Below are 26738 nucleotides of genomic sequence, written 5' to 3' on the forward strand. Positions count from 1 at the left end.
TAAAAGCATGAATGGAACAAGAAAGACTTTATGTAGCTCAGTAGCTAGCCTGCTCTAAGCGTTTCTTTGGTGAAACCTTGCAGGAAAGTGACTTACCTCTCCTTTGTTTATCACAACTTAAATGAAAATTTAATCACTCCTGCTTTGATCATCGCTTCCATAATAATAACAAGTGCTGGACCAAGGAAAAGACCGATAAATCCTAGTAGCTGAAAGCCCAAATACACACTGACTAACGCGGCTAAAGGTGTAATGCCTAAATTTGATGAGAAAATTTTTGGCTCAATAATCCGCCGGATAACTGTAATCACGACAAATAAAATAATGAGCCCAATCCCGAGCGTTTCGTTACCGTTTGCGATACTAATGATTCCCCACGGAACAAGAACGGAACCAGTTCCCAAAATCGGTAAAATATCAACAATAACAATGAGAAGTGACAAAATGACAGCGTAGTCTACTTTTAAAAGCAAAAGTCCGCCTAGTGCGAGTAAAAACGTAATGACACTTAATAAAAATTGCGCTTTGATGAAACCAATTCCCGCTTTACTTAACTGTGTGACAATAAACGTTACTCTCTCTTCCGTACGAGGCGATAAATGCTTTTTGACTCCCGCTTTTAACCTTGGCAAATCTAAACTAATTAAAAACAACGCGACTAAATAAACTAAAAAGTGTATGACAAACTCTGGAACCATCGTAATGTAGTGAATAATCGATTGAGTCAAGTTTGTCGCAAATTCAAGAAGTAAATTTTTAATTGTTTCTACGCTATTTTCTAATGATGAGATAATTTCTTTTGGAATCGAACTGGAATACGATTCCCATGTTTGGATAAAGCGATTGACTACTTCGGTTGTTTCCGCTAAAAAAGATGGCAATTTTTGCGAAAACGTCATAAATTGTTGAACAAGAATGACTACCATAAAGTAAGAAACAAATCCAAACATGATAAGAAATAGGGAGAAAACAGCCGTCACTGCATGAATTCGCTTTAAATGATAGTTTCGCTGCAACTTTTGCACAGCAGGCTCTAATAAAAGCGCAGTAATTAGCGCAAAAATAAGCGGTAAGCTATATGGAACTAAAAATAAACCAATAGCAATAATAACAGCAAGTATGAAAAATTTTTTCACCATTGTCCCTCATTCAACTCATTTCTGCATCATCATCGATCTCTATTAATAAATATAACGAATGAAAAAAAGACAATCAATAAAAAACACGACCTTTTCTAATAGGCCGTGTTTAAAATCTTCCGGTCAATTGGAAGGTGAGAACGACGATACCGAGAATCCATACATATACAGCAAATCCCTTCAATGAATGCTTTTGTAAGTAATTAATCATCCATCGTACAGCTACGTAGCCAAATAATGCGGAAGATATTGCTCCGATAACGAGCGCACTAACGGAGATCGCCTCCACTTTCCCCTCTAATAAATCAAGAGACTGCAATACAATCGCTCCAGCAATTGCTGGGATTGATAACAAAAACGAAAAATAGGCAGCTGTTTCCCGATCGAGCTTGCGAATCAATCCGCCGACAATTGTAAGTCCCGAACGTGAAATTGCTGGAAAAATGGCGGCTGCTTGAAACGTACCGATGACAAGCGCATCCGTATAAGTAATATCATCCATTCGTTTATATCCATTTTTGACGCCATCAGCTAACCACAGAAACATACCGGTAATTAAAAACTCCCATCCAATCGTTACACCCGTTTTCGAGATTTCCTCAAAATAATCTTTGAATAACAGACCTATCACAACGGCAGGAATCGTACCAATAATTAGTAAAAACGTTAATTTACTAAACGGCTTTCGAATAATATAAAGCAATTCCTCTTTATAAATGACAAACACCGCTAACAATGTGCCAATATGAAGCATCGTATCGAGAAACAATCCTGCTTCATCAAGGCCAAATAAATGTCTTCCTAAATATAAATGACCGGTACTGCTAATGGGTAAAAATTCTGTTAACCCTTGGATCATCCCCAAAATAAATGCTTCAAATTTTGTCATGCTCCCCTCTCCCCATAATCATTTATACCGTGTCTAACAGTTTTATCATATCTTGAAAATCAAATGGCGCTTCACATTTCATGTTTTCCGCAAATGAACTAATCGTTTTCAATGTTGTGACACTTTCAATCGGATGCTTTCCGGATGCGCTTTCCGCTGATAACATCACCGCATTTGTCCCATCTAGCACCGCTTGAAAAATATCGGTCACTTCAGCGCGAGTCGGCCTTTCATGTTCGATCATGGACTGCAACATTTGTGTCGCGGTAATAACATACGTATTAAAGCGATTGCACTCATAAATCATTGCCTTTTGTAACAAAGGTACCCAAGCAAACGGCAACTCCACTCCTAAATCTCCGCGCGCAATCATAATACCCTCCGCTTCGTTGCGAATATCAGTAAAATTTCTTACTGCTTCTAATGTTTCGATTTTCGCAATCACCATAGGACAAGTGCAGCTGAAAGAAGAAATTATATCACGGATGTCACGGACATGATCAGCTTCTCTGACAAACGAACAAGCAATCATTTCGACTTGTTCATCCAGCAAAAATTGCAAATCACGCTTATCTTTCTCCGTTAATGCAGGGATCGATAGCTTTGCACCAGGGAGGTTCACGCTTTTCCTGCTTCCAATGGTTCCGCCTCTGACTACCTCAGTTTCAACATACTGATTGGTAACCCGCCTAGCAACAAGCTCTACTTCCCCATCATTAACTAATATCTTCGTTCCTACTTTTACATCGTTGACTATATTCGGGTAGTCAACACTCGCCTCCTTCTCCGTCCCCATGCATAGAGTCGTCCACAACACAAATGTCTCTCCTTTTTGAAGGACGGCTTTTCCCTCTTTGATTTCTCCGAGACGAATTTTCGGACCTTGTAAATCGCCTAAAATTTTCACTTGCTTTCCAAGCTGCTTGTTGAAAGAACGAACAGTTTCTATCACTTGGCGATGAGCCAAATGATCCCCATGAGACAGGTTCAGACGTACAATCGTCATTCCGTGTTCCATAAGTGCGCGAATCATTTCTGGATTGTTAGTAGCTGGGCCAATCGTACAAATTTGATCAATCGTCATCATTCATCTCCCTCTTTCGTGAAAACTTTTCCTTAGTTTTCACGATTGTTGGCCCTCTCCATTCTTTTACGCACTTCTTTTGCGTCGATAAACATGAAAAGCAATATAAACGATCATAGCGACAACAGCAATGATGATGATAGGCTGTAAATATGGCCGTGCCATTTCATCAATACGTTGCCAATTGCTTCCTAAACGGTCTCCAAGAAAAATAAAGAAAATCGACCAAGGAATGATGGCACATGTGGTATATAGCGTAAATTTCGACCACGGCATTTTGGCGATTCCGGCAGGGATGGAAATCGCATGACGAACAACAGGAATAAAACGGGCTGTAAAAATAACCCCCGAGCCGTACTTCTCAAACCATTCCTCTGATAAACGAAGATGTTTCTCTTTAATTAATAAATATTTCCCATATTTATCAAGAAATGGTCTACCTCCATAATACCCCATCCAATAAAGAAAAAGTTGAGCAATTGTTCCGCCGATTGTTCCGGCAATCACTGCACCGACAAATGAAACTTCTCCACGTGAAACTAAATACCCCGCATAAGCTAATACAATTTCGCTCGGAATGACTTCGATCATTAACGCAAGCGCAATTCCGGGATAACCTAAATCTGCTAAAAAAGCGAAAATATTTTGAATTAGTTCGTGCATCTTTTTCCCTCCTATGTATCAGACAGGCTCCCAATTTAACCATATTCAAAGCAACATTATACTATACTAAGTACATATAAAAAAATAAGTCTGTAGGCTTAATAAAAAGACGTAAACGCCTCAATTCCGCCTAAAAACTGCCTGCATTCTGCGGACAAACAGCGAAATGTCACCACCATGACTCCCGTGATCGGCAAATGTTCTTCGCCTGCAAAACAGCTTTCCATCCAGAGCAGCTTAAATCGTTACGTTTTAAGCCATGTTTTGTTCGAGTTTTGCATCAATGCTGATTCAAGAAACAAACGAGTCGGGTGCTTGTGCTAGACAATGTTCATCTCACATAAAAAAGCGGCCGCCTCATCTATGATGAGGATAGCCGCCTTTCCATTACGCGCTTCGTACAACTTCTTCGACATATTGTTTTCCTTTTTCTTCGTTATATTGTCCTTCCCATTTGGAGATGACAACCGCTGCCAAAGAGTTTCCAACTACGTTCACAGCTGTACGAGCCATATCTAAAATCCGGTCAATTCCTGCAATAAATGCTAATCCTTCGATTGGGATTCCGACTGTTCCTAACGTTGCCAATAAGACAACGAATGAAACACCAGGTACTCCAGCGATTCCTTTCGATGTTACCATTAATACTAATAAAAGGGAAATTTGCTGCGTAATCGACATATCAATTCCGTATAATTGTGCGATGAAAATAGCTGCTAATGCTTGGTATAACGTTGAACCATCTAGATTAAACGAATAACCTGTTGGAATAACAAACGACGTAATCGCCTTCGGACATCCGAATCTTTCCATCTTTTCCATGATTTTAGGAAGTACCGTCTCCGAGCTAGCTGTACTATACGCAAGCACAAGCTCATCTTTCAAAATTTTGATGACATGAAAAATATTCACACCCACTAATTTAGCTACAATTCCAAGGACAACAACCACAAAGAAAATCATTGTTCCATAGACTACAAGCACTAGTTTACTTAATGGAACAAGCGATTCAACACCAAATTTAGAAACGGTAACACCAATTAACGCAAACACACCAAATGGTGCAAACTTCATAATTTGATTCGTCACATAAAACATCGCATCTGCAGTGCTTTGGAAAAATTGCAAAACAGGTTTTCCTTTTTCCCCAATCGCTGCAACACCTAATCCAAACATTACAGAGAAGAAAATAATTGCTAACATATCACCGTTCGCGAGCGACTCAACAATATTTTTTGGCACAATATTCACAACGGTTTCGACCATCGAATGATGTTTTACTTCATTCGTTGTGTCCACATAGCTTTGAATATCCGTTTTTTCCAGATTCTTCATATTGACACCCTCTCCAGGTTGGAAAAGGTTCGCCGCTAATAGACCAACCACAATCGCGAACGTTGTAATAATTTCAAAATAAATGAGTGTTTTTCCACCTAATTTTCCGAGCTTCTTTAAATCCCCAACATTTGCTACGCCAACGATAAGACTTGACACAACAATTGGAATAACAATCATTTTTATCAAACGAAGGAAAATATCTCCAATTGGTTGCAAATATGTCGCTACGGTAGGGTTTCCGTAAAAAATCGCTCCTACAACAATACCAAGAATTAATCCGATAAAAATTTGCCAAGCAAGTCCAATTTTTTTCATTGACTTCCCCCCTTTTTAGACATAAAACGACAAACTTATTTTATCCTCATTAAGGAATTATGTCAAGAATATTCGCATAATATTGTCATTTACTACCATTATTTTTTTATGTCCAAACACGGACAACTTCGCCTTTTCATACATATAAGTAATAGGCGCATGCCTACAACAACATGGGGTGGGGTGAGAAAATGTCTGGCATCTTGTCTGCATTTACGTTCATCATTAAAGAGTTATTGTTTTTAGTGTCATATATTAAAAATAACGCATTTCCCCAACCGCTAAGCGTAAAAGAAGAGGAAAAATACTTACAGCTCATGGCAGAAGGCGATGAAGAGGCTCGCAACATTTTAATTGAACATAATTTACGACTTGTCGCTCATATTGTCAAGAAATTTGAGAACACAGGCGAAGACGTCGAAGACTTAATTTCGATCGGAACCATCGGCCTCATTAAAGCGATTGAAAGCTATTCACAAGGCAAGGGAACAAAACTCGCAACATACGCGGCTCGCTGTATTGAAAATGAAATATTGATGCATTTGCGCTCGTTAAAGAAAACAAAAAAGGACGTCTCCCTTCACGAGCCGATCGGCCAAGATAAGGAAGGAAACGAAATCAGCCTCATTGATGTATTAAAATCCGAGGGAGAAGATGTCATTGATGAAATTCAATTGAACATGGAGATAGAACAAGTCAAAAAATATATTGATGTGCTGGATGAACGAGAAAAAGAAGTGATCATCAGCCGGTTCGGGCTAAATTTGCAACGGGAAAAAACACAGCGGGAAATCGCTAAAGAACTAGGCATTTCAAGAAGCTACGTATCGCGCATTGAAAAGCGGGCACTCATGAAAATGTTTCATGAATTTTATCGCAACGAAAAGGAGAAACGTCGATAATCATAATACTTTCCAAAAGAAGGGAGCAATCATTCTGGGATTGCCCCTTTTTTGTGTGATGCTGTTTCTACGCTGGCGGATTCGCGTTCGTACAGACGATTTATCCAAAACGTACTAAAACATGATAAAATCTGTATACAACCTTTCGATGGTCAAAGCAAGCAGGAAAGATACTGTCTACAGGACAATGGATGGGCTTGTCCTTTTATGTGGATTCTCTATCTGAGTTTCGTTTTTATTTCGGTAGCTTTTTTTCGTTGCATAAATCCGATATCTTTTGCGATTGGTTGAAGTTGTTGCGATGAAAACAGATGACAGAGCACTTCATGATTTGATTCATAAATGTTCTATAAAACATCCTTTCTAACATCGATGTGATTAGAGATAGAAAAAGCATTTGCTTCACTTGATGTCGATGGGGATAAGTCCTTTCCTTAATAAAAGAGTGGAACAGTTGCGACTCTTTTGGTACATTGTTCATGACAGTTTTCCTCTAATGCCCATCTTGTTAAGCTATCCGTTACTTAGTATTAAGAACAGTTGTTAGCTCGTCAATCGCCTGCCGAACATCATCCTGTGTATTGTAAAAATGGGGAGCGATTCGGATTACATCGTTTCTGGCAGAAACAATAATATTTCTCTCTTTCATGATAGATTCTATCTGCCCAGCATTTTCTGCATAAAAAGCAGTCATGGCGCCTCGTTGATCAGCAGATAGCGGACCAACAGCGCGTAATCCTTTTTCTTGTCCATAATCTAATGTGAATTGAGCTAATTGATTTAAATAAGAAGATATATTCTCTACTCCTATCTCAAGAAGCAAACGAATAGCGGCAGTAGCGGCATAAGCGCTGATGAAAGATGGTGTTCCAGTCTCAAATCGACGTGCTCCAGGCGCTTGTGTTAGTTGATGAACATCGAATTTCGAATGATTCTCCTGGCCAAACCATCCTGTTACACGTGGCTTCCATTTCTCTGCAAGCTCGGTTTTCATATATAAGAAGGACATCCCTGGAATACCTAACATGTATTTCCTAGTTCCTGCTGCCAATATGTCAATATCCATTTTCTTTACATCAATGGGAACCTGTCCTGCTGATTGATAAGCATCAACAAATAAAAGAGAACCTTTACGATGAACAATTTCTGCAATAGCTTTAATGTCTTGCTTGAATCCATTGTAATAACAAATATGAGAGATGGATGTGATGAGCGTATCAGACGTTACAAAACGTTCGTAATACTCTATAGGGATAACTCCATGGTGTGAAGGGATAAAACTCACGTTCGCACCAAACTTTTCCTGGGCAAGCCATACATGACCTACGGTTGGAAAATCCATATCTGTAGTAACAATTCTATTTTTCCCTTTTTCAAAAGAAAGAGAAGAAGCAATAGCGGAAAAAATATCAGAGACCGATCCTAATACAGCAATTTCATTCGGATCAGCACCGATTAATTTTGCAAAACCGTTTTTTGCTTTTTCGACTTCTTGGATGGATGGATTCCAATTAACTCCCATCGTAAGTAAACTATTCAGGTACTCTTCCATAGACTCAGAAACAGCTTTGGATATTGCACCTTGTGAACAACTCGCAAGATGGATCTTAGATGCTAAAACCGGAAATAAGGAACGATAATGAGCGTACGGATGATTCAATCCTAGTTCCTCCTTTCGATTCCGCGTAAATCATTTCTCCTGCTTCTCGGTCTCCCTATTATTAACTGGACTCCTCCTTTTAGTTTACTACTATGTTTAAATGACTCTACAAGAGTTATCTAAAACTACGCTATACGATACTACTGAATCATCACTAAATTTTATTCGAATACATCACTGGCGGGGAATAATGAAACCTCTATTCCTTAACATTCCACGCAATAATCCGAAAACCCGGCTTTTATTTCGCCAGTGTTAATCCAATATAAACCGCTGCTCCCCACATCACTAGGGCAGAAATTTTGTTGAGGACCATCATCAAACGTCCAGATTTATCTAGCTCCCCTGTTATTCGGCCTGCCACAGCCAATCCTATGAACCAGACCCAAGAAACCAGAATACAGGCAAGTGCAAAAGCTGCTTTTTCCCCTCCATTGTATTGAAGTGAACTTGTTCCGATCACCCCAACCGTATCCATGATCGCATGAGGATTCAGCAGCGAGACTGAAGCCGAAAACGCAATTTGTTTGAGAGGAGTAAACGTTTCTTTGGTTATATTTTCGTTGTTGCTATTTTCAGGGGTACTTTTCCAGGTGTTCCATCCCATATATAGCAAAAGCACTATCCCGACGCTCAGTAGTATCGTTTTGAGCCAAAACGAACCTAAAATCACAAGAGATACCCCGAAAACAGCAAGGGTAATTAAAAGAGTATCGCATAGTGAAGCAGTAAGAACGACCGGAAGCACATGGATGAAGCGTTTCTGAAGGGCTCCTTGATTAAAAACAAAAACGTTTTGGACGCCAAGAGGAAGAATGAGTCCAAACGCAAGAATCAGTCCGTGAATGAAGGCTTCTATCATTCCAATCCCTCCTATTGCGTGCTATATGAATACAATTATACTTGGATATCTATCGTTGTCTCCAACCAATTGGATGGATTTTATACCAACCAAATTGTATAATCGAAACAAGAATGATAGGGAGGGGAAAAATGAAAATTTTTCTAATAAATGCTTTTACGGATCAACCATTTACAGGAAATCCTGCTGCTGTTTGTGTTTTACCGGGATCAAAGGATGCCGAATGGATGCAAAAGGTAGCGAAGGAGATCAATTTACCAACAACTGCTTTTCTCGAATATACAAATGGCGGATTCAGCTTGCGTTGGTTTACTCCGACTACTGAAATACCGCTCTGTGGGCATGGAACTTTGGCTAGCGCCTACGTTTTATGGGAGATGGGATACATAAAAGCAGAAAATCCAGTAAGTTTTAGTACAAAAAGCGGGATACTCACTGCCACTGTAAAGAATGGTTGGATTGAACTTGACTTTCCATCCGCTCCGGATCACGAAATAACTGCCCCGGACAAACTGATTAAAGCATTGGGAGTTGTACCAAAATACGTGGGAAAAAATCAACTTGATTATATCGTCGAAGTCGAGTCAGAGGATATAGTAAAAAATCTCACACCTGATATAGGTTCCATTGCGCAACTCCCGATTCGTGGAGTAATCGTGACAAGCCGGTCAAGTTCTGGAAAGTTTGATTTCATTTCTCGATTTTTTTCTCCCGCACAAGGGATTGTCGAAGACGCAGTTACCGGTTCGGCACACTGCTGTTTGGGACCTTACTGGAAGCGCCGGTTAAACAAAGACGAGTTTATTGCCTATCAGGCCTCAGCTAGAGGCGGAATGATAAAGGTCAAAATGTCAAACAATCATGTCCTATTATCAGGTAAGGCGGTCACAGTTTTGAAAGGTGAGCTTTTTGTTTAATGCCTTACCTTATCTACAGACTCGTTTAAATATATGAATTCAAAAGTTTTTATATTTATATGGGAGAGAATCTTTCATGATCGAAGTAGATTGGAAACCAGACAAATCATCTCCAATCCCCCTCTATATCCAGATCAAAGAATATATAAAAGAAAAGATTGAAACAGGAGAATGGACTGTAGGGATGAAAATCCCTCCCCAACGCACATTGGCCCAAGCATGGGGAGTGAACCGCAGCACGGTCGTTGCGGCTTTGGAAGAATTGACCGCAGAGGGATTGCTCGAAGGAAAAAGCGGAAGCGGGACGAAAGTGATTAACAATACATGGTCCTTGATGACTTCTACCCCTCCCCCGGACTGGAACTCCTATGTGCAAGCGGGGAGCCATTACCCCAATTTGCCTACGATACAGGAAATCAACAAAGCAGAGTTTGATCCAGCTATCATCCGGTTGGGAACGGGAGAGCTTTCTCCTGATTTATTTCCACGCAAGATGATGAAACAAGTATTTAAGCGGTTGCCGGACCGCATTGATTCACTTGGCTACGAAGAACCGAAAGGGCTGCTTTTTCTTAGAGAACAGCTTAGTGGATATTTGAAAACCATCGGGATTGAGGCTTCCCCTTCTTCCATTTTGATTGTGTCAGGAGCTTTGCAAGCATTGCAATTGATTTCATTAGGTCTCTTGCAGCGGGGGGCTACGATTTTTCTGGAAAAACCATCGTATCTGTATTCCCTGCATGTGTTTCAATCTGCCGGGATGCGATTATTCGGACTTCCTTTAGATGAAGATGGAGTTCAAATAAAAACGATTACGGAACAAAAAAAGCGGCAAAATGCTTCGTTACTTTATACGATTCCGTCCTTCCATAATCCAACGGGAATCTTGATGTCCGAAGAAAGACGGAGAGAACTGATTGATGTATGCGAACAAGAGCAACTGCCGATTATTGAAGATGACGTATACCGGGAACTCTGGCTCGATTCACCGCCTCCTCCACCTTTAAAAGCCATCGATAAAAATGGGCTTGTTCTATACCTGGGAAGCATGTCGAAAACATTGAGTCTAGGTTTGAGAATCGGCTGGGTAGTCGGACCGAAGCCTGTCATTGAACGATTGGCGGATATTAAAATGCAAACCGATTACGGATCCAGTTCCTTGTCTCAGTGGACTGTTGCGGAATGGCTATCAATTGGGTTCTATCATCAACATTTAGAAGAGGTCAGAAAGGAATTGAAGATTCGCAGAGAGATCATGATCGATTCATTGCAGAGGTATTTTTCCGACATTGCGACCTGGTCTGTTCCCAAGGGCGGTTTTTATATATGGCTACGCTTATTACCTTCACTCTCCATAAAGGAACTTTTTGAAAAAGCATTAGAGCGAGGAATTCTATTGAACCCGGGAAATGTCTATGATCAACATGCGACCCAGTACCTTCGTCTTTCTTATTCCTATGCTTCTTTAGCTGACTTGGAAAAAGGAATCTTTCGTCTTTCAGAAGTGATTCGACAGCTAATCTCATAACCCTTTATCTCATTAGTTAACTATTTGTCTTCAGCTTGTCGACAAAGCCGACAAGCTGATCTGCCAACAATAACTATTGGAGGGGCTGATACTATATTAGTTGACTACTTCAAATAAAACATTTCCAAAGTTTCCGCCAGGAAGGATAAATCTAAAATGGCCATCGCTAGGTACAGACATATACCAAAGTGGTTCAGAGCTGGAACGACTTACATAAGTGGTTCTACACCAAGAATTAGCAGCTGTCCATAATACAATTTATGCTTGTGTAGCTCCTAAGTTAAGTTCGGTGTAATTTTAATTCGTTTTCCAGCGGCATTACTTAAATAAACGTCATAAACAACCCCATAGTTCCCTAATAACTATCCTGAAAATTCATCATCCTTCTGATGGTGCTGCATAGATGCGGCAGGATGTCTCCCATGAAAAAAACTTTTTCTATAATCTGTGGAATCGCAAAATACAGCATAGGCGGTTAACAGATAAGTCAGTTAAAGAGTAAAAAGAAAATATTTCGTAAAAGCTGTTTGGATCATTTCTAGAACTCTATCGTTTTGGTTGGCTAATGATATGTCCTATTTTATGTGAAACGTTCAACCAAGCGATGTGCGTCTAAGAGTTTATGATCCAAAATTCCAGCTGTTTTGGTGTATTTGAATTTGTGTGTGGTACTAGTGTAAATGAATTTAGCCTCATACTTACTAAAATCCGAGAAAAGATGTCGTCGATGAAACCCAATTGAACATGGAGTTGGAACAAGTCAAAATACATTGACGTATTGGATGAACGGGAAAAAGAAGTGATGATTAGCCGGTTCAGGTTGGATTTGCAGAGAGAAACACATATCGGGAAATCGCCAAAGAGCTGGGCATATTAGGAATCTATGTATCATGCATTGAAAAGCGGGCAATTATAAAAATGTTTCATACTTTTTGCCGAATGAAACAGAGAAGCAGCCATAGCGTCATCAAGCCCCTTGAGATCACGCATAATTGCTTGATTTCAAGGGGCTTCTATTAGTTCTGCCAATCCACTATAATTTTTCCGGTTGTATTCGTTGGTGTCGTATAAACATGATTTGAACCACTTTCCCAAGTGACATTACCTTGGCTGTCTTTTTTAATAAACTTAAACTCAATTGTCTTTCCTTCTGGGACACTGACATCTATATACCATGTAGGATAGGAGTAAACCACTTGATTGAACATTGGACCGATTGCCTTACTAGTGTCCCAGTTGCCGAGCTCATATACGTTGCCAACAATGTATATATTTTGCCCTAGATTGGTAGTCGCGTTATTAACAACAAACCGCACTGACACTTGATCATTTGTTAGTACTTCAAAGTTATCATAAGCCGCACTCGTTTGACCGCTTGATGATTGGACGGTAATATTATATTTTCCTGGTGACACATTTGGTACAGCCACAACGATTTGATTGTTAGACCAAGACACAACATTGGCAGCTGTCGTTCCGAACTTCACAGTGCCCGTATTTGTTCCGAATCCTTCGCCATCAATGGTTACTTGATGACCGACTTGCCCCATCATCGGTCCAACATGACCAATAATTGGCGTGCTTTCTGTTGCACTGTATGCCCATACACCGACTTCCCCCGGTCCTAAGTCAAATGCATTAACTGATCCATTTGAACCGACTTGAATTGTATTTCCGTCTAAAAGACCGCCAAGCTGATCCGTATATGTTCCTGCTGGTAAAGCTGTAAATAAGCCAGTAATCGAGTAATTACTGCTTGAACTACGATTAACGGCAACTAACACAACATCTTTGCCAAACTGTCGCTCATACACATACACATCGCCATTGATCCAACGCTGTTCCGTATCACCATAAGCTAACGCCGGATTGTTTCGTCGGAGAGAAGATAGTTTTTGAATCACTTGATACGCGCGAGTATTTTTATTGAATGAACTCATCATCTTACGATTGTTTGGATCGCCGTTACCGGTCATGTATTGCTCTGTACCATAGTAAATATTCGGTACGCCACGGGATGTCAATAATACAGCAAGTGCCATATCCACCTTGCGCGGATCTCCTCCGTCAATCATAAACCGATCCATATCATGGTTGTCTATGAATGTTACTTGATCGAGAACCTCGTCATATGCTGATGCCGTATCTTGAATCATTTGATTAAAGCCATGCCAATTATCGCTGTTATTGCGCAATACTTGACGAAGCTTTTGTCCGAAACGAAAATCGAGCAAACTCATTCCACTTTCATTGGCAAAGTAATGATTGTTCGCGTCCACTTCATTTTCTGACAAAAACCACTCCCCAAACGTAAAGACAGGACGATAGTTATCAATCTCATCCATCAGAGATTTTTGCCATCCAAACGGCATGTGCTTCACCGCATCCATACGGATACCATCAATCCCCATATCTATCCACATTTTTACTGCATCTTTTAAATACCTATCAATAACAGGGTTCTGATGGTTAAGGTCCGCCAAGTCAAACAGATTTCGATAAATCCCATCCTCTAAGCTGGAAAACGTTGTTCCACCGTTATGGTGAAAATACATGTTGGCATCATTTGTGTAACCGCCAAGCAATGTCCCATTATCGTACAGTCGTCCGTTTTCCATATAAGAAGGATTCGTTTCTGAAGCAGGAGAAGTATGGTTGGGGGCAAAGTCAATAATTACCTTTATTCCTTTTGCATGTGCGGCATCAACTAAACGTTGGAAATCACTGAGGGTACCAAAAAACGGGTTTGGCTTTTTGAAATCGCGCGCCCAATAACCATGATAGGATGTGGAACCGCTTGCATCATTCATCACAGAAAATACATTTTCTACAGGCTGAGAAATCCATATCGCTGTCACACCCATATCTGTTAAATACCCATCGTTAATTTTATTGATGATGCCTTGCCAATCTCCACCGCAATACTTGCGTAAATTCGTACATCCTGAGCTAAATAATGCTCCACTCGGATTATTGGATGTATTTCCATCCACAAATCGATCCACTACAATTTGATAGACAACATCTGATGTAAAGTTTACCTTATTAAGATTTCCAGCTGCTTCAACGGTGACTTTCTGCGTATCAGATACTATAAAAATTGCACTAAATACAAATGACATGCTCAAGACTAGCGAAAGCCATCTTCTCATTCAGTTATCCTCCTTCAATAATAGGTCTTAAAGTTGTATAGTGCTAAGAATAACCCTCACCTCCTGCATATAAAAAACCCCGTCATATCCTAAAGATACGCCGGGGTTGTGTTTCCATCCGAACAATGAAAACAAGCATTGCCCTCAAATTGTCACCAATAATATCTTTATTTTTATAATATTCAGTATATTACTCAGTGTCAAGGCATCAATCTATAAATTTCAATAAGAAAAAGAGAGAATCTCGATTATTTGCGATTCCCTCTTTTATGCAAAATTATTTAGCTTCTACACTGACTTCTGCGCTGATAATTAACGCAATTGACACTGTAATTACAATCCCCATTACTATGGCGAACATCCCTTGTTCCTCCCCTTAGCGTTCTTTGTTTTTATTTTATACGAAGAGGCAGCAAGTTTCGTAGCAAGGTTTTGAACAATTTATGAAATTCAATGGTCAATAGTAAAACTCGCAGCATCATTGGCATTCTCCCATCGGTTAGGTGGAATCTCCCGTCCCCCATAGCCACATTATCATTCGATTTTTCACTGTCATCATTGAAAAAACCTCCTTGCATTAAAATAGTTTGTGCATCGAACATTTACGGTCCATAATTTCTTCTTCAATTTGTTTAACAAGGCGTTCATGTTCGATTTCTTCCCTTGTCTTCTTTCTCCATTGAATGGTTACGGTAATAAAAAACAAGTTAATCGTCATCATTTTTCACCTCCTTCAGTAAAAAAGCCGCAGTGAGAGCATCTCCTGCGGCTTTGGACACAAAAAAGCCACAGGAAGATGAACTATTCTCCCTGCGGCGTTATCTACATATTACAGAACATTATCTCTATAACACGATCAGAAGGTCGAATAGTTCTTATACGTTCACTTGTATCGTTATCTACACTTTTCATCATTGCTGTTAAGATAGTCATTGTTTTCGACCTCCTTCCGAAATCATGTTACAGAGGTAATTATATCCAAATGAAATGTATTTGTAAACATCTTTTCTGTAAAAATAAATCAAAAAACCTATCCTTTCGATATGAAAGGATAGGTTCATTGCTCAAACTCCCGCAGTAAGCGAATATATTTGATTGCTTTTTGGTAAAAGAAAAAAGATCCGGTTAACAAGATCATAATAACGCCGATTAAATACGGTTTCTTTTCTGGTGTAATCGGAAGAAGCGTCCCGATATACAAAAAGACGCTTAATGCGACTAACACCCCTGCATACATTTTATAGTCCGCTGCTTTTTCTTTCCATTGCTTTTGTTGGTAATCCATCGTATCCCCCGCTTTCCACTTTAAATGTAGCATATATATGAAAAAAATGGGGGATGTAATTTTAACCAAGTTTCTATTTTAACGCTTGTTCCAAATCTTCGATCAAATCTTCGACATCTTCAAGCCCAACGGAAATGCGTACTAATCCATCGGTAATTCCTAATTCCTCGCGGCGTTCTTTCGGAATGGAAGCATGCGTCATTTTCGCTGGTAACGAAATTAAGCTTTCAACCGCTCCTAAACTTTCAGCAAGCGTAAAATAGTGTACGCTGTTTAATAGTTGATCCGCTTTTTCCCCGCTTCCGACGTCAAACGATACCATGCCGCCAAACCCGCGCGCCTGTTTTTTCGCAATTTCGTGGTTTGGATGTGTTTCTAGCCCCGGGTAGTACACTTTTTTCACAGCCGGATGATTCACTAAAAACTCGACAATTTTGCGCGTGTTTTCCTCATGTTCTTCCATGCGAACGCCTAATGTTTTTATGCCGCGCATGAGAAGCCATGAATCTTGCGGGCCGAGGATACCGCCGGTTGAGTTTTGAATAAAGTGAAGATTTTCAGCAAGCTCTTGCGAATTCACAACGACAAGGCCTGCAACGACATCGCTGTGACCACCTAAATATTTCGTAGCACTATGGATAACAATATCAGCACCAAGTGCAATCGGTGTCTGCCAGTACGGTGTACTGAACGTATTATCCACAATCGTGAGCAGCCCATGTGCTTTTGCAATCGCAGAAGCGGCTTGAATGTCTGTAATTTTCAATAACGGGTTTGTTGGTGTTTCAATGTAGATGGCTTTCGTGTTCGGTTGAATATGCTTTTCCACGTTTGTCAAATCACTTGTATCAACAAACGTTGATTCAATCCCTAATCGGCGTAACACTTTTGTCATAACACGGTATGTACCGCCATATACATCGTCTGTTAAAATGACATGGTCACCGCTGTTGAATAACATCATGACCGCCGTAATTGCCGCCATCCCGGAACTGAACGCGAATCCGGCGTAACCTTCTTCAAGATCTTTAATCAGCTCTTCTAGCGCATGACGCGTTGGATTTCCGGTACGCGAATATTCAAATCCTTTATGTCCGCCGATACCTTCTTGTTTGTATGTGCTTACTTGATAAATCGGAACAGAGACCGCTCCTGTATGCGGATCACCGGAAATGCCGCCATGAATCAGTTTCGTTTTCTGTCTCATTCTTATATCCCACCTTCATAAATTTTTTTACTTAAATAACGCTCACTGCTGTCTGGGAAGATAACGACAATATTCGTTCCAGGTTTCGCTTTTTCCGCTTCGAGTAACGCCGCATGAAACGCAGCTCCTGAGGAACTACCGACAAGCAATCCTTCTCTTTCCGCAAGCTCTTTCACACGCCCAAAAGCATCTTCATCGCGTATCGTATGAATGGCGTCAAAATAACTCGGATCCATATAGTCTGGCAAAAATTCCATGCCAATCCCCTCTGTTTTATGCGGTCCAGGTTCGCCTCCATTTAAAATGGATCCTTCTGGTTCGACAATGACCGTTTTAATGTTCGGGTTTTTTTCTTTTAAAAACCGTGCCGTTCCCATAAACGTACCGCCCGAACCGGCACCGGCGACAAACACGTCAATGTGCCCGTCTAGGTCGTTCCAAAGTTCAGGACCGAGCGTTTTATAATACGTTCTCGGATTGGCAGGATTAGCGAATTGCTGCGGGCAATACGAGTTCGGAATTTCTTTGACAAGCTCCTGAGCCTTTCTGATCGCTCCCTGCATCCCTTCGCTCGTTGGCGTATGAACGATCGTGGCACCTAATGCTTTCATCATCTCTTGTTTTTCCAGACTGAATTTTTCTGGAACGCAAAAAATGACGTTAATATTTTTTCCAATCGCTGCAAGTGCTAACCCGATTCCAGTATTCCCGGCCGTTGGTTCAATAATGGTTCCGCCTTCTTTTAACTTTCCCGTTTCTAGCGCATCGCGTAATAACTCTTGTCCTAGGCGGTCTTTAATGCTTCCGCCGGGGTTAAAGTATTCGAGCTTAGCAAACAAACGGACACCATCAGGCAGCGAAAACTGCGTAATTTCCACAACAGGCGTATTCCCTACTAGCTCATGAACATTTTTAAATACTTTCATGATGTCACTCCGTTCTTTCGTTCATGTACATGGCAAGAGGAAGGGATTCCCTTCCTCTTTTGATTAGCCCTGTAACGCTGTTAACATTGATAGTACTAAATTAGAGGAATGGAGGGCAGCTGTGTGCAAAAATTGTTCAAACGAAACATTCGATTCTTTTCCGGCAATGTCAGACAACGCACGGATGATGACAAATGGAACCGCAAACTGTGTACACACTTGGGCAATCGCTGCTGCTTCCATTTCAACGGCGTATAAATCTAGAAATTTACTGCGAACAAACTCGACGCGCGATGGGTCGTTCATAAACGAATCGCCTGTCGCAATTAATCCTTTGACCACTTGAACGTCGGTGAGGTGTTGAGCACTTTGTTCCGCGATTTTCACCAATGTTTCATCCGCTTTGTAACGCGCAGGCATTCCCGGCACTTGACCGTATTCGTAGCCAAAGGCAGTCACATCAACATCATGATGCACCACTTCACTTGAAATGACAATATCTCCTACGTTAAGTGCTGCGGAGAATCCACCTGCGGAACCTGTGTTAATGACATATTGCGGTTGAAAGCGGTCAAGCAAAATCGCCGTCGCCATTGCTGCATTGACTTTACCGATTCCTGACTTTAATAACACCACATCTGCTCCGTGAATGCGGCCTGTCGAAAATTCGCAATTGGCAATCGTCGTTTCCGTTCGGTCTTCCATTTTTTCGCGTAAAATTGTTACCTCTTCTTCCATTGCACCAATGATTGCTATTTTCAATTCTGTCTCCCTCTTTCTCTTACTGTTTTATTGCCTCCATCACCCATACAAACGCGTTATGTTGCGCAAATGTAACGGTAAATCCGTTCGTTTCAAATAGATTGGTGAGTACATCGAGCGTCGTGTAATACTCGCGCTGCAAATCGTCCGCTAAATTATGAAAGCCACGCTTCTTTGCTTCCTCAATCGCACGCTCAAATGCTTGCCGATCGCGAAATGCCGTATCGGCAAACACTATTTTACCACCTTTCGCTAATAGCTTTCCATAGTTGGCAATGGCTTCTCTTTTTTCTTCATCGGTTAAGTGATGGAAGGCATAGGTGCTAACAATCGTATCGATCGGTTCTTGTGGAAGAGGGAATTGTAAAAAATCACCATCCTCAATAGATACATGCTCGCCTAACTTTTCGTATGCTTTTTTGCGCATCGGCCCGGACGGTTCAATTCCATATACTTTTTTGCCTTGTTCGAGCAATTTTTTCGTTAAGTTTCCCGTCCCAACGCCAAATTCTAGGACTACCTTTCCGGCCTTAGTTGCTACTGTATTTAAAATTTCTTCGTAATTAGCAAACACTTCTCGATACTCTTGATCATATCCTTCTACAGATTGATCATAGGAATCTGCCCATGCTTCAAACAAATCAAGAAACTCTCTACCCATGATGTCACACTCCACATTTTTATAATTCCTATAAGTATACTATGAATTTACAAGATAATCTGTTCTCAATGTATCATAAGTTTTCTTTTTCTTCAATCACTATCTCCGCATGATTGTAGAATATGCAGCGAAAATTTGTTACACTGAACGTGGAAAGGAGAATGATCATGAATATTTCTTTCGATCTCATTGAAGATAAAATCGAATTTTTTGAAGCGGATGATTTGCAAACATTAGAGAAAAAAATTAATGAACAAATTGAAAATAATAAGGCGATTTTATTGCACGTTCATCATGTGTCCCATCAAATGCATGTGGCGGAGAACGGACAGAGGTTTTATAGCGCCGTCGTCCATTTTAAGGCGAAAAAATAAAGCGGATTTCTCGTCTGATGAGAAAATCCGCTTTTTTCCCGTAAGCAGGTGGTTACCACTTTCCTGCCTAGTTTCGGCTCTCTACTGTTTGAACCAACGTCTTTGCTGACATGCACCGGATCATCTCAGGCGCAGCTAGTAATTCTTTCAGCGAAATGCACGTGTTCTTTACCGCGTCAGGAGATCCGTTTCGTGTTGTTTAGTTTCGATGTGTCAGCTTGCTATTCCTTCTGCCTTAGTTGTTGCACTTTCGTTGGTTTCCATCCTTGGTTTTCCACCCACTCGATATACACTTTGTAATATTGGCTTTTATCTTTTGTCGAAATCGTCGCGACCGCTTTATTCGGTCCATTGTTGCCGATAAACCATACAATCATATCAGACTGTGCCAACCCAGTGGCATAACTGACCGCATCGAGCATTTCTTTCCAGTCTACAGAGCTTTCATCAAACGTTGTTACATGCGGTTCGGATTGTGTCGTGCCAACCGGCTGCCACGACGGATTAACAATTTCTTTGAGAATGTTTGATGACGGATCTCCTGCTGTCTCAATCACTTCTTGCTTCTCTTCTGGCTCATCTGTTTCTTCTGTTGTTTCTTCCGTCACTTCTTCCTTTGGCTTCTCTGTTTTTCCGATTTCGACCTCAACGTTTTTCTCATGATCATGATCATGACCATGATCATCATCATTTTTCTTCTTTTCTATTTTTTTATCTGACTGTGTCGCTTGTTCGCTTGGATGATCATCAGCAAAAAGCAATTGCCAGCCAAAAAATAGAATCAATATAAATACGAAAGCAATCGCCATATTTAACATACGATTAATTTTCCGGCGTTTTGCTCGCTGTTCAAAACGAGGTCCCATTTCTTTCGCCAACCGCGATCCCTCCCTGTGTTCTTCCAATCGTTCTTATTGTAGCATTGTTATGTCTCCTAATAAACTGTTTCGTCACCGTTTCCGATTTATGTCCTATTGTTTCTGCTGTTCATTAAACTCATATATTCTCTTGACAATGTCATAAAATACATCGTTTGTCACAGCTTGCGAACTTGGACGTTCTAAATCGACGACAACGAGCGCATACTTCGGTGATTCGGCTGGAAAATAGCCAGCAAACCATTTATTTACCAATTCTCCTTCTTGTGGTGTTGTTTTTCCTGTTTGTGCTGTCCCGGATTTGCCGGCGACCGCATACGGAAGCGTTTGAAATCGCCGCCCTGTGCCGCGCTCATCGGTAACGACCTTTCGCAATAATTGTTGCAATTTCATCGCTGTCATTGGAGAAATCGGGTCCTCGTCCGAAAAGCGTTGTTCTGGGAATGAGAATAACGTTGTGCCGTTTTTGTATACAATTTTGCTCACTGCCCTCACTTGCTTTGCTTCCCCGTTTCGCGCGATCGTTGCCATCATATTTGCGACTGAAAGCGGCGACACGCGAACGTTTTTTTGCCCAATCGATGTCTGTGCAACGGCAAGCGGCACGGATTTGTCGCTATTGTCATACCAAATCGTTGCCCTTTTTTCTTCAGGAAATTGCCTGAAGTTCGTCAAATGATAAACATCACCTTGCCAACCAGCGAGCGGAGATAATCCTAGTTTTTGTGCATATTGTTCGATGATATTTGGATCTTGGTCGACTAGCTCTTTTCCTAATGTGGCAAATGTATTATTACAGCTCACTGAAAAGCTCTCTTCAAAGCTGAGCATTCCATATAAATGCTCATTCTCTGGAGTAATTCCGTCAATTTTTTTACTGCAGTCAAAGGTTCTTTCTTTGGAAACAATCCCCTTTTCTATCGCCGCAGCAGCGATAACCGTTTTAAACACCGAACCGGGGATTTGCGGCAATATCATTTGATTTTCTGCCGCATTATTTTTGTATGGATCGCGCGGGTCCATGTCAGGACGGCTCACCATCGCTAGCACGCTGTTTGTTTGAATATCAAGTAAAACTACCCCACCTTTTTTTAATTGATGCTGTTGCACAACAGATTCAACAATTTCTTGCAAATCGCGATCGATCGTTGTTTGGACAGAAACAGGATAAAATGGATTGCCAGGGTCGCTATATTTCACATCAATGCCAAATAAAGGCCTGCCTTCTGCATCGACGTGATACAATAGCTTCGTTTCTCCTTCTGGAATTAAAAATTCATCAAATGCTTTTTGTAATCCATGGATCCCTACTTCCGTGTGGGGAGAAAGATGACGGTCTGGGTAGCGAGAGTGCAATAATTGGGCATCTTCGCGAGTAAAGCCGATGAGGTGCTCAGCATACACCTTTTCGAGCGGATACTGTTTTTTTACCGCGAGCACGCCCGGAATGTGAAGGCGATTAATCTCCTCCATTTGTGTCTCTGTCAATGCAAACGGCTCTCCTCCGAGTGAAAAAATGAACGGTTCTTTCGCTTGTTGCAGTTTTGAAGCGATGATGCTTGGGGAAATGTCAAGAATCGCTGCCAATTTCTCCATCGGCCAATTCATCGTTTTTAAAAATGGAAAAAGAACAAGTGAAGGAATATATTCATTCGTGAGCGGTTTGCCATTTCGGTCGACAAACGTGCCTCTTCCTGCGTCAATGACCATTTCTTGCGTCCGTTGCGCGACGCTTTCCTCGATTAAATTCACTTTCTTTTTCGAAAACGTTTCTGTGCTTACTAATTGAATTTGAATGAGTCGTCCGATTAATAGAAAGATACAGAGTTGAATGAGTGCCAAAATAACAAACATTCTTTTTTTCCACATAAAAAACACCTCGTCTTCATTTTCGACGAGGTGTTAAATTTTAAAACCTATTTCACGGCAACGATTTTTACAAACATTTCGCCGCCAGGAGTTTGTACCATCACTTCTTCTCCAACTCTTCTGCCGAGAAGTGATTTGGCAATCGGCGAGTCGTTTGAAATTTTTCCTTCAAATGGGTCCGCTTCAGCGCTCCCGACAATCGTATATGTTTCTTCTTCACCATCAGGTAGTTCGATGAACGTAACGGATTTTCCTAATGAGACGACATCTGGGTTTTCCGTATCTTCTTCGATAATTTTAGCATTACGAATCATGTTTTCGAGCGTTTGAATGCGCGCTTCAACGAAAGCTTGCTCGTCTTTCGCTGCATCGTATTCAGAGTTCTCGGAAAGGTCACCAAAACCACGTGCAATTTTAATGCGTTCCACAACTTCCTTCCGCTTAACCGTTTTCAAATACTCAAGCTCTTGTTCCAGCTTCTCTTTCCCTTCTTTTGTCATCGGGTATTCTTTTTCCATTGCCATAACGGTTCACTCCTCTATTTTTATTATCAGAATTTTGTATAATACCGTGTTACCTACTTGCCTCCGCTTTTCCTGGCTATGTAGAATACGAACGGGTTTATCCGTTCGTACAAACATGCGGGGAAAGTTTGTTATATTATCTATGTTATGTTATTACAAAAAAGACTTTTGTTCAAGAATTGTGCGAATTTTTGTGACCATTAAATCAATCGCCACATAATTTTGTCCGCCCTCTGGAATGATGATATCGGCATATCGCTTTGTCGGTTCAATAAATTGATTATGCATTGGACGAACGACGGAGACATATTGTTCAATGACCGATTCTAACGTGCGACCTCGTTCATTAATATCACGTAGCAAGCGACGAATGATGCGAATATCGGCATCAGTATCGACATATACCTTAATATCCATTAAATTGCGTAATCGTTCATCTTCTAATACAAGGATTCCTTCTACAATGATGACGTCCTTCGGTTCGACATGAATAACTTTATCCGCTCTTGTGTGGAGCGTATAATCGTAAACCGGCTTTTCAATCGGTTCGTAATTAAGCAATTTTTGAAGGTGCTCAATTAACAAATCGTTGTCAAAGGCAAGCGGGTGATCGTAGTTCGTTTTTAATCGCTCTTCAAATGGAAGATGGCTTTGATCTTTATAATAAAAATCTTGCTCAAGCATTAAAATCGAGTGACCTTTAAAATGCTCATAGATGGCTTTAGCCACGCTTGTTTTCCCCGAACCGGAGCCGCCAGCGACTCCGATAACAACCGGTTTCTTCCCCATCTTAGTTCTCCTTTCTCATCATGTTGTATGGGAAGACTTCGCGATCGACTTTAAATTTAACAATTTGTAATGGATGACGAGCCGCATCAAGCTCGTTTCCGTCCTCATCCCAAATTGTTTCGACCACTTGTGTAAAGTTTTCGATTTCCGGACCGAAAAATTCGACTTCATCGCCCGGTTTAAAGAAGTTCCGCTGTTGCAGTGTGACCATTTTCGTTTCTTTATCGTAATCCAATACAAGCCCGGCAAACTCATACGTTGTCTTTTTGCTATGAACGCCATACATTTGCTCTTTATATCCCGGAACTCCTTCGAAAAAGGCTGGAGCTGTATCGCGATTGGCACATTTATCGAGTTCTTCTAGCCATTCTTTTCGAATGACAAAATTGTCAGGATCAGCACAGTACGCATCGATCACTTTGCGATAAACACTTACGACTGTCGCTACATAGTGAATCGACTTCATGCGTCCTTCAATTTTTAAACTATCAATACCTAACTCAATCATTTTTGGAATGGATTGAATTAAGTTTAAGTCTTTCGGACTCATTGCAAACGGAGCATCCTTTTCGTCAAATAATGGAATTTCTTTTCCACCGTCCAATTTGTATAAATCGTAGTCCCAGCGGCATGATTGACAGCACCCACCGCGGTTCGAGTCGCGTGCGGTCATATGGTTGCTTAATACACAGCGACCGGAGTAGGCAATACACATCGCGCCATGAATGAATGCTTCAATTTCAATGTCCACTTTTTCTTTTATCTCACGAATTTCTTCTGCGCTTGTTTCGCGTGCAAGCACGACTCTCTCAAGCCCTTCTTCTTTCCAAAACTGCACCGCTTTCCAGTTCGTGAGCGACTGCTGCGTACTTAAATGCACTTCAAGCTTTGGTGCCACACGGCGAGCCGTTTCAATAATGAGCGGATCTGCCACGATAATGCCGTGCACACCAGCTTCTTGAAGTCCTTTTAAATAGTTGTCTAACCCCGGAATATTTTCGTTATGGGCGTAAATATTCGTCGTCACATAAATTTTTGCTCCATATTGATTCGCAAAGCGAACGCCTTCTGCGATTTCTTCTAGTGTAAAGTTATCGGCGTTAGAGCGAAGTCCGTACTCTTGTCCGCCAATAAATACAGCATCCGCGCCATAATGAACCGCCACTTTGAGTTTCTCAAGGTTGCCTGCTGGAGCAAGAAGCTCCGGCTTTTTCGTAATGACGCGCTTTCCGTTAATGATTTCGGAAATGTTGTCATTTTTTAAAAGCATGATGTTCAACCTCCTTTTCATTTTAATACACCGTTTCTTTAAAGAAAAACCCTGTATCTAACGGACGATGTTTTGGCTGAATCGCTTCAATTTCCGCTAGCAGTTGATCTTTTTCTTTTTCATATTGCCCGCGATTTTCTGCACATAGGTCGATGGCGCGACGATATTTTTTCGTCACTTCCGTGATATAGTCCGGCGCGTGAAGTACTCCGTCGATTTTAAAACAGTCAATGCCTGCATCGACCATTTCTGTTAACTCATCAATAATACAAATATCGTTCGGGCTCATAATATGAGTACCGTTTTCGTCTTCAAAAATCGGATATTTGTTGTCACGTTCTTTATCATGCAAAAACATTCCTTTATCGTATTTTCGTCTTTCGATTTCCATCACTTTTCCTTGATATTCAAAGTAGTTGCCGATTAAGGAACGCTTTGATTGGAACATACATGTCATCCCGTGTACTTGTACTTCGATTTCCACTTCGGCATGTTCCTTAATTTCGATAATAGCATCCATGTTTAACTCACGGGCAAGCACGGCGCGTTTGGCCCCTTTGCGCCCCCAATAGTTGCATGCATACCAGTTCGTTGCCGTCGTTTCCGTATTCCAATGCAGTTTCATATGCGGCGCTACTTCGCGCACGGTCATTAATACCGCCGGGTCGCCAAATACAATCGCATCGACCCCTGTATCAGCAAGAAAGCGAACATAATCTCCGAGTTCATCGACTTTGTCGTTATGAAAAATCGCGTTCATGGCTACATATACGTTGATCCCGTATTGCCGAGCGATTTTGACCGCTTCAACGATGTCGTCGCGTCGAAATTCTCCCGCTAGACGCAAACCGTAACGCTGTTCGCCAATGATAATCGCATCTGCGCCTGCGCTCGCCAAGTCATGAATATGAGAAACGCTCGTCGGCGTCACTAACAATTCCGGTTTTTTCATTCTCCTTCACCTCGTTTTCGTGATATCGCGATTCCATCACCAATCGGAAAAATGACCGTTTCGTAATCATCGCGATGTACCAGCCACTCATTATAGCTGCGAATTTTTTTGACTAATTGACGAATCCGTTTATTTTCAATCGGCTCCTCTGTTGCGACAAGCCCTTTAAATAGTACGTTGTCGGTAATAATGACACCACCGTTACTCAAAAGCGGTTCATACATGTTAAAAAAGCGCTGATACTGCCCTTTTGCCGCATCAATAAAAATAGCGTCAAACGGTGCGTGCTTAGCAACTTCCTCATATAAATCAAGTGCATCGCCAAACAGCACGTCAATTTGTTTGTTTGTATTCGTTCGCTCTATATAAAAAAGCGCCCGTTCATACCGCTCTTTATCTCGTTCTATCGTAATAATTTTTGCATTCGGCAACGCTTTAGCCATGCGAATCGCCGAATAGCCGATCGCTGTTCCGATTTCTAAAATCTTCTTCGGCTGGATGAACTTTAATATTTGTAACATCGCTTCAATTCCGGTTAATTCCATAATAGGGATATCGTTTTGTTTCGCATATGCTTCGATCTCCCGAATTTCTTGTTCCCGCTCCGGAATCAGTGTTTCTAAATAACGTCCAACTTCGCTCGACAACAACCGTGCTCCTCCTCGTAAAAATAAGAGTCCCTAAAAGCAGACTCTTATAAACAGGATCATATGGCTTTAGACTTATCCATAACTTTATATATACTATCATAAAAAGAAGTGAAATGCGAAATGTTTTACCCAAAAACCACTC

At 41.0% G+C, this 26738-nt stretch carries 25 protein-coding genes and 1 pseudogene; 5 read left to right on the top strand and 21 right to left on the bottom strand.

What is annotated here, in order from left to right:
* Positions 1–110: 110 nt before the first annotated feature.
* From ytvI to gltP, 5 genes are all read right to left on the bottom strand, one after another.
* Positions 111–1139, bottom strand: a complete 1029-nt coding sequence (gene ytvI, locus HNR31_RS01555; RefSeq protein WP_220129352.1) for a sporulation integral membrane protein YtvI — start codon at positions 1137–1139, stop codon at positions 111–113.
* 109 nt (positions 1140–1248) lie between these two features.
* Complete coding sequence (locus tag HNR31_RS01560; RefSeq protein WP_181554489.1) at positions 1249–2028, bottom strand: undecaprenyl-diphosphate phosphatase; 780 nt, start codon at positions 2026–2028, stop codon at positions 1249–1251.
* A gap of 22 nt (positions 2029–2050) precedes the next feature.
* On the bottom strand, positions 2051–3112 hold the full coding sequence (gene pyk, locus HNR31_RS01565) for a pyruvate kinase (protein WP_181554857.1): 1062 nt from the start codon (positions 3110–3112) through the stop codon (positions 2051–2053).
* 66 nt (positions 3113–3178) lie between these two features.
* Entirely contained in the window at positions 3179–3775 is a 597-nt protein-coding gene (locus tag HNR31_RS01570) for a DedA family protein (RefSeq protein WP_181554490.1), read from the bottom strand.
* Positions 3776–4162: 387 nt separating this feature from the next.
* On the bottom strand, positions 4163–5428 hold the full coding sequence (gene gltP, locus HNR31_RS01575; RefSeq protein WP_181554491.1) for a glutamate/aspartate:proton symporter GltP: 1266 nt from the start codon (positions 5426–5428) through the stop codon (positions 4163–4165).
* A 191-nt stretch (positions 5429–5619) separates the two neighbouring features.
* Between gltP and sigK the strand changes: the two genes are divergently transcribed.
* Entirely contained in the window at positions 5620–6330 is a 711-nt protein-coding gene (sigK, locus tag HNR31_RS01580) for an RNA polymerase sporulation sigma factor SigK (protein WP_181554492.1), read from the top strand.
* A gap of 520 nt (positions 6331–6850) precedes the next feature.
* On the opposite strand, the gene HNR31_RS01585 is transcribed toward sigK, so the two are convergent.
* Together HNR31_RS01585 and HNR31_RS01590 are read right to left on the bottom strand one after the other, a co-directional pair.
* Positions 6851–7990 (bottom strand): aminotransferase class V-fold PLP-dependent enzyme, encoded by a 1140-nt coding sequence (locus HNR31_RS01585; RefSeq protein ID WP_181554493.1) that lies wholly within the window; start codon positions 7988–7990, stop codon positions 6851–6853.
* A 241-nt stretch (positions 7991–8231) separates the two neighbouring features.
* On the bottom strand, positions 8232–8852 hold the full coding sequence (locus tag HNR31_RS01590) for a LysE/ArgO family amino acid transporter (protein WP_181554494.1): 621 nt from the start codon (positions 8850–8852) through the stop codon (positions 8232–8234).
* A 131-nt stretch (positions 8853–8983) separates the two neighbouring features.
* Between HNR31_RS01590 and HNR31_RS01595 the strand changes: the two genes are divergently transcribed.
* The 3 genes and pseudogenes from HNR31_RS01595 to HNR31_RS18520 all read left to right on the top strand — a co-directional run.
* Positions 8984–9769: a PhzF family phenazine biosynthesis protein gene (locus HNR31_RS01595; RefSeq protein ID WP_181554495.1), complete on the top strand. Its 786-nt coding sequence runs from the start codon at positions 8984–8986 to the stop codon at positions 9767–9769.
* Positions 9770–9845: 76 nt separating this feature from the next.
* Positions 9846–11297, top strand: a complete 1452-nt coding sequence (gene pdxR, locus HNR31_RS01600) for a MocR-like pyridoxine biosynthesis transcription factor PdxR (RefSeq protein WP_181554496.1) — start codon at positions 9846–9848, stop codon at positions 11295–11297.
* A gap of 714 nt (positions 11298–12011) precedes the next feature.
* Positions 12012–12317, top strand: a pseudogene (locus HNR31_RS18520) (sigma factor-like helix-turn-helix DNA-binding protein); the annotation flags it as partial.
* Here the strand turns inward: HNR31_RS18520 and HNR31_RS01605 are convergent.
* The 7 genes from HNR31_RS01605 to HNR31_RS01635 form a co-directional block, all read right to left on the bottom strand.
* Positions 12314–14449: an alpha-amylase family glycosyl hydrolase gene (locus tag HNR31_RS01605; RefSeq protein ID WP_181554497.1), complete on the bottom strand. Its 2136-nt coding sequence runs from the start codon at positions 14447–14449 to the stop codon at positions 12314–12316. The pseudogene HNR31_RS18520 and the gene HNR31_RS01605 sit on opposite strands and share 4 nt — an antisense overlap.
* Before the next feature lie 577 nt (positions 14450–15026).
* On the bottom strand, positions 15027–15170 hold the full coding sequence (locus HNR31_RS01610; protein ID WP_373367351.1) for a YrzI family small protein: 144 nt from the start codon (positions 15168–15170) through the stop codon (positions 15027–15029).
* A 336-nt stretch (positions 15171–15506) separates the two neighbouring features.
* Complete coding sequence (locus HNR31_RS01615; RefSeq protein ID WP_181554498.1) at positions 15507–15734, bottom strand: YrhC family protein; 228 nt, start codon at positions 15732–15734, stop codon at positions 15507–15509.
* 73 nt (positions 15735–15807) lie between these two features.
* A complete protein-coding gene (locus tag HNR31_RS01620; protein ID WP_181554499.1) occupies positions 15808–16941 on the bottom strand; it encodes a bifunctional cystathionine gamma-lyase/homocysteine desulfhydrase in 1134 nt (377 codons plus the stop codon).
* Positions 16942–16943: 2 nt separating this feature from the next.
* The gene (locus tag HNR31_RS01625) at positions 16944–17867 is read right to left on the bottom strand and encodes a PLP-dependent cysteine synthase family protein (protein WP_181554500.1); all 924 of its coding nucleotides are present in this window, start codon (positions 17865–17867) and stop codon (positions 16944–16946) included.
* A 63-nt stretch (positions 17868–17930) separates the two neighbouring features.
* Positions 17931–18629 (bottom strand): 5'-methylthioadenosine/S-adenosylhomocysteine nucleosidase, encoded by a 699-nt coding sequence (gene mtnN, locus HNR31_RS01630; RefSeq protein WP_181554501.1) that lies wholly within the window; start codon positions 18627–18629, stop codon positions 17931–17933.
* Between the two features lie 19 nt (positions 18630–18648).
* Positions 18649–19290, bottom strand: a complete 642-nt coding sequence (locus tag HNR31_RS01635; RefSeq protein WP_181554502.1) for a class I SAM-dependent methyltransferase — start codon at positions 19288–19290, stop codon at positions 18649–18651.
* 167 nt (positions 19291–19457) lie between these two features.
* Here HNR31_RS01635 and HNR31_RS01640 point away from each other — a divergent pair, with 167 nt between their 5' ends.
* Positions 19458–19664, top strand: a complete 207-nt coding sequence (locus tag HNR31_RS01640) for a YrzA family protein (RefSeq protein WP_181554503.1) — start codon at positions 19458–19460, stop codon at positions 19662–19664.
* 221 nt (positions 19665–19885) lie between these two features.
* On the opposite strand, the gene HNR31_RS01645 is transcribed toward HNR31_RS01640, so the two are convergent.
* From HNR31_RS01645 to HNR31_RS01675, 7 genes are all read right to left on the bottom strand, one after another.
* Complete coding sequence (locus HNR31_RS01645; RefSeq protein WP_181554859.1) at positions 19886–20530, bottom strand: YrrS family protein; 645 nt, start codon at positions 20528–20530, stop codon at positions 19886–19888.
* A 105-nt stretch (positions 20531–20635) separates the two neighbouring features.
* Positions 20636–22411: a peptidoglycan D,D-transpeptidase FtsI family protein gene (locus HNR31_RS01650; protein WP_181554504.1), complete on the bottom strand. Its 1776-nt coding sequence runs from the start codon at positions 22409–22411 to the stop codon at positions 20636–20638.
* Between the two features lie 47 nt (positions 22412–22458).
* On the bottom strand, positions 22459–22935 hold the full coding sequence (gene greA, locus HNR31_RS01655; protein WP_181554505.1) for a transcription elongation factor GreA: 477 nt from the start codon (positions 22933–22935) through the stop codon (positions 22459–22461).
* Between the two features lie 153 nt (positions 22936–23088).
* Complete coding sequence (gene udk / locus HNR31_RS01660; protein ID WP_181554506.1) at positions 23089–23724, bottom strand: uridine kinase; 636 nt, start codon at positions 23722–23724, stop codon at positions 23089–23091.
* Position 23725: 1 nt separating this feature from the next.
* Positions 23726–24994, bottom strand: coding sequence for a peptidase U32 family protein (locus HNR31_RS01665; RefSeq protein WP_181554507.1), 1269 nt, complete (start codon positions 24992–24994; stop codon positions 23726–23728).
* A gap of 22 nt (positions 24995–25016) precedes the next feature.
* Complete coding sequence (locus tag HNR31_RS01670; protein ID WP_181554508.1) at positions 25017–25946, bottom strand: peptidase U32 family protein; 930 nt, start codon at positions 25944–25946, stop codon at positions 25017–25019.
* Positions 25943–26596, bottom strand: a complete 654-nt coding sequence (locus HNR31_RS01675; protein WP_181554509.1) for an O-methyltransferase — start codon at positions 26594–26596, stop codon at positions 25943–25945. Before HNR31_RS01675 ends, HNR31_RS01670 begins: the two co-directional genes overlap by 4 nt.
* Positions 26597–26738: the final 142 nt, after the last annotated feature.

The organism is Thermaerobacillus caldiproteolyticus (assembly GCF_013761245.1).
Taxonomy (GTDB): domain Bacteria; phylum Bacillota; class Bacilli; order Bacillales; family Anoxybacillaceae; genus Thermaerobacillus; species Thermaerobacillus caldiproteolyticus.

Excerpts from the sequence above, each read along its gene's own strand:
- HNR31_RS01615 (WP_181554498.1), bottom strand. The coding sequence starts at position 15,734 with ATGGATTACCAACAAAAGCAATGGAAAGAAAAAGCAGCGGACTATAAA.
- HNR31_RS01625 (WP_181554500.1), bottom strand. The coding sequence starts at position 17,867 with ATGAAAGTATTTAAAAATGTTCATGAGCTAGTAGGGAATACGCCTGTT.
- HNR31_RS01560 (WP_181554489.1), bottom strand. The coding sequence starts at position 2,028 with ATGACAAAATTTGAAGCATTTATTTTGGGGATGATCCAAGGGTTAACA.
- pyk (WP_181554857.1), bottom strand. The coding sequence starts at position 3,112 with ATGACGATTGATCAAATTTGTACGATTGGCCCAGCTACTAACAATCCA.
- HNR31_RS01635 (WP_181554502.1), bottom strand. The coding sequence starts at position 19,290 with ATGGGTAGAGAGTTTCTTGATTTGTTTGAAGCATGGGCAGATTCCTAT.
- sigK (WP_181554492.1), top strand. The coding sequence starts at position 5,620 with ATGTCTGGCATCTTGTCTGCATTTACGTTCATCATTAAAGAGTTATTG.
- HNR31_RS01610 (WP_373367351.1), bottom strand. The coding sequence starts at position 15,170 with ATGATGACGATTAACTTGTTTTTTATTACCGTAACCATTCAATGGAGA.
- greA (WP_181554505.1), bottom strand. The coding sequence starts at position 22,935 with ATGGCAATGGAAAAAGAATACCCGATGACAAAAGAAGGGAAAGAGAAG.
- HNR31_RS01620 (WP_181554499.1), bottom strand. The coding sequence starts at position 16,941 with ATGAGACAGAAAACGAAACTGATTCATGGCGGCATTTCCGGTGATCCG.
- ytvI (WP_220129352.1), bottom strand. The coding sequence starts at position 1,139 with ATGGTGAAAAAATTTTTCATACTTGCTGTTATTATTGCTATTGGTTTA.
- udk (WP_181554506.1), bottom strand. The coding sequence starts at position 23,724 with ATGGGGAAGAAACCGGTTGTTATCGGAGTCGCTGGCGGCTCCGGTTCG.
- HNR31_RS01650 (WP_181554504.1), bottom strand. The coding sequence starts at position 22,411 with ATGTGGAAAAAAAGAATGTTTGTTATTTTGGCACTCATTCAACTCTGT.
- HNR31_RS01640 (WP_181554503.1), top strand. The coding sequence starts at position 19,458 with ATGAATATTTCTTTCGATCTCATTGAAGATAAAATCGAATTTTTTGAA.
- gltP (WP_181554491.1), bottom strand. The coding sequence starts at position 5,428 with ATGAAAAAAATTGGACTTGCTTGGCAAATTTTTATCGGATTAATTCTT.
- HNR31_RS01595 (WP_181554495.1), top strand. The coding sequence starts at position 8,984 with ATGAAAATTTTTCTAATAAATGCTTTTACGGATCAACCATTTACAGGA.
- HNR31_RS01645 (WP_181554859.1), bottom strand. The coding sequence starts at position 20,530 with ATGGGACCTCGTTTTGAACAGCGAGCAAAACGCCGGAAAATTAATCGT.
- HNR31_RS01590 (WP_181554494.1), bottom strand. The coding sequence starts at position 8,852 with ATGATAGAAGCCTTCATTCACGGACTGATTCTTGCGTTTGGACTCATT.
- HNR31_RS01665 (WP_181554507.1), bottom strand. The coding sequence starts at position 24,994 with ATGCTTTTAAAAAATGACAACATTTCCGAAATCATTAACGGAAAGCGC.
- pdxR (WP_181554496.1), top strand. The coding sequence starts at position 9,846 with ATGATCGAAGTAGATTGGAAACCAGACAAATCATCTCCAATCCCCCTC.
- HNR31_RS01605 (WP_181554497.1), bottom strand. The coding sequence starts at position 14,449 with ATGAGAAGATGGCTTTCGCTAGTCTTGAGCATGTCATTTGTATTTAGT.
- HNR31_RS01570 (WP_181554490.1), bottom strand. The coding sequence starts at position 3,775 with ATGCACGAACTAATTCAAAATATTTTCGCTTTTTTAGCAGATTTAGGT.
- HNR31_RS01670 (WP_181554508.1), bottom strand. The coding sequence starts at position 25,946 with ATGAAAAAACCGGAATTGTTAGTGACGCCGACGAGCGTTTCTCATATT.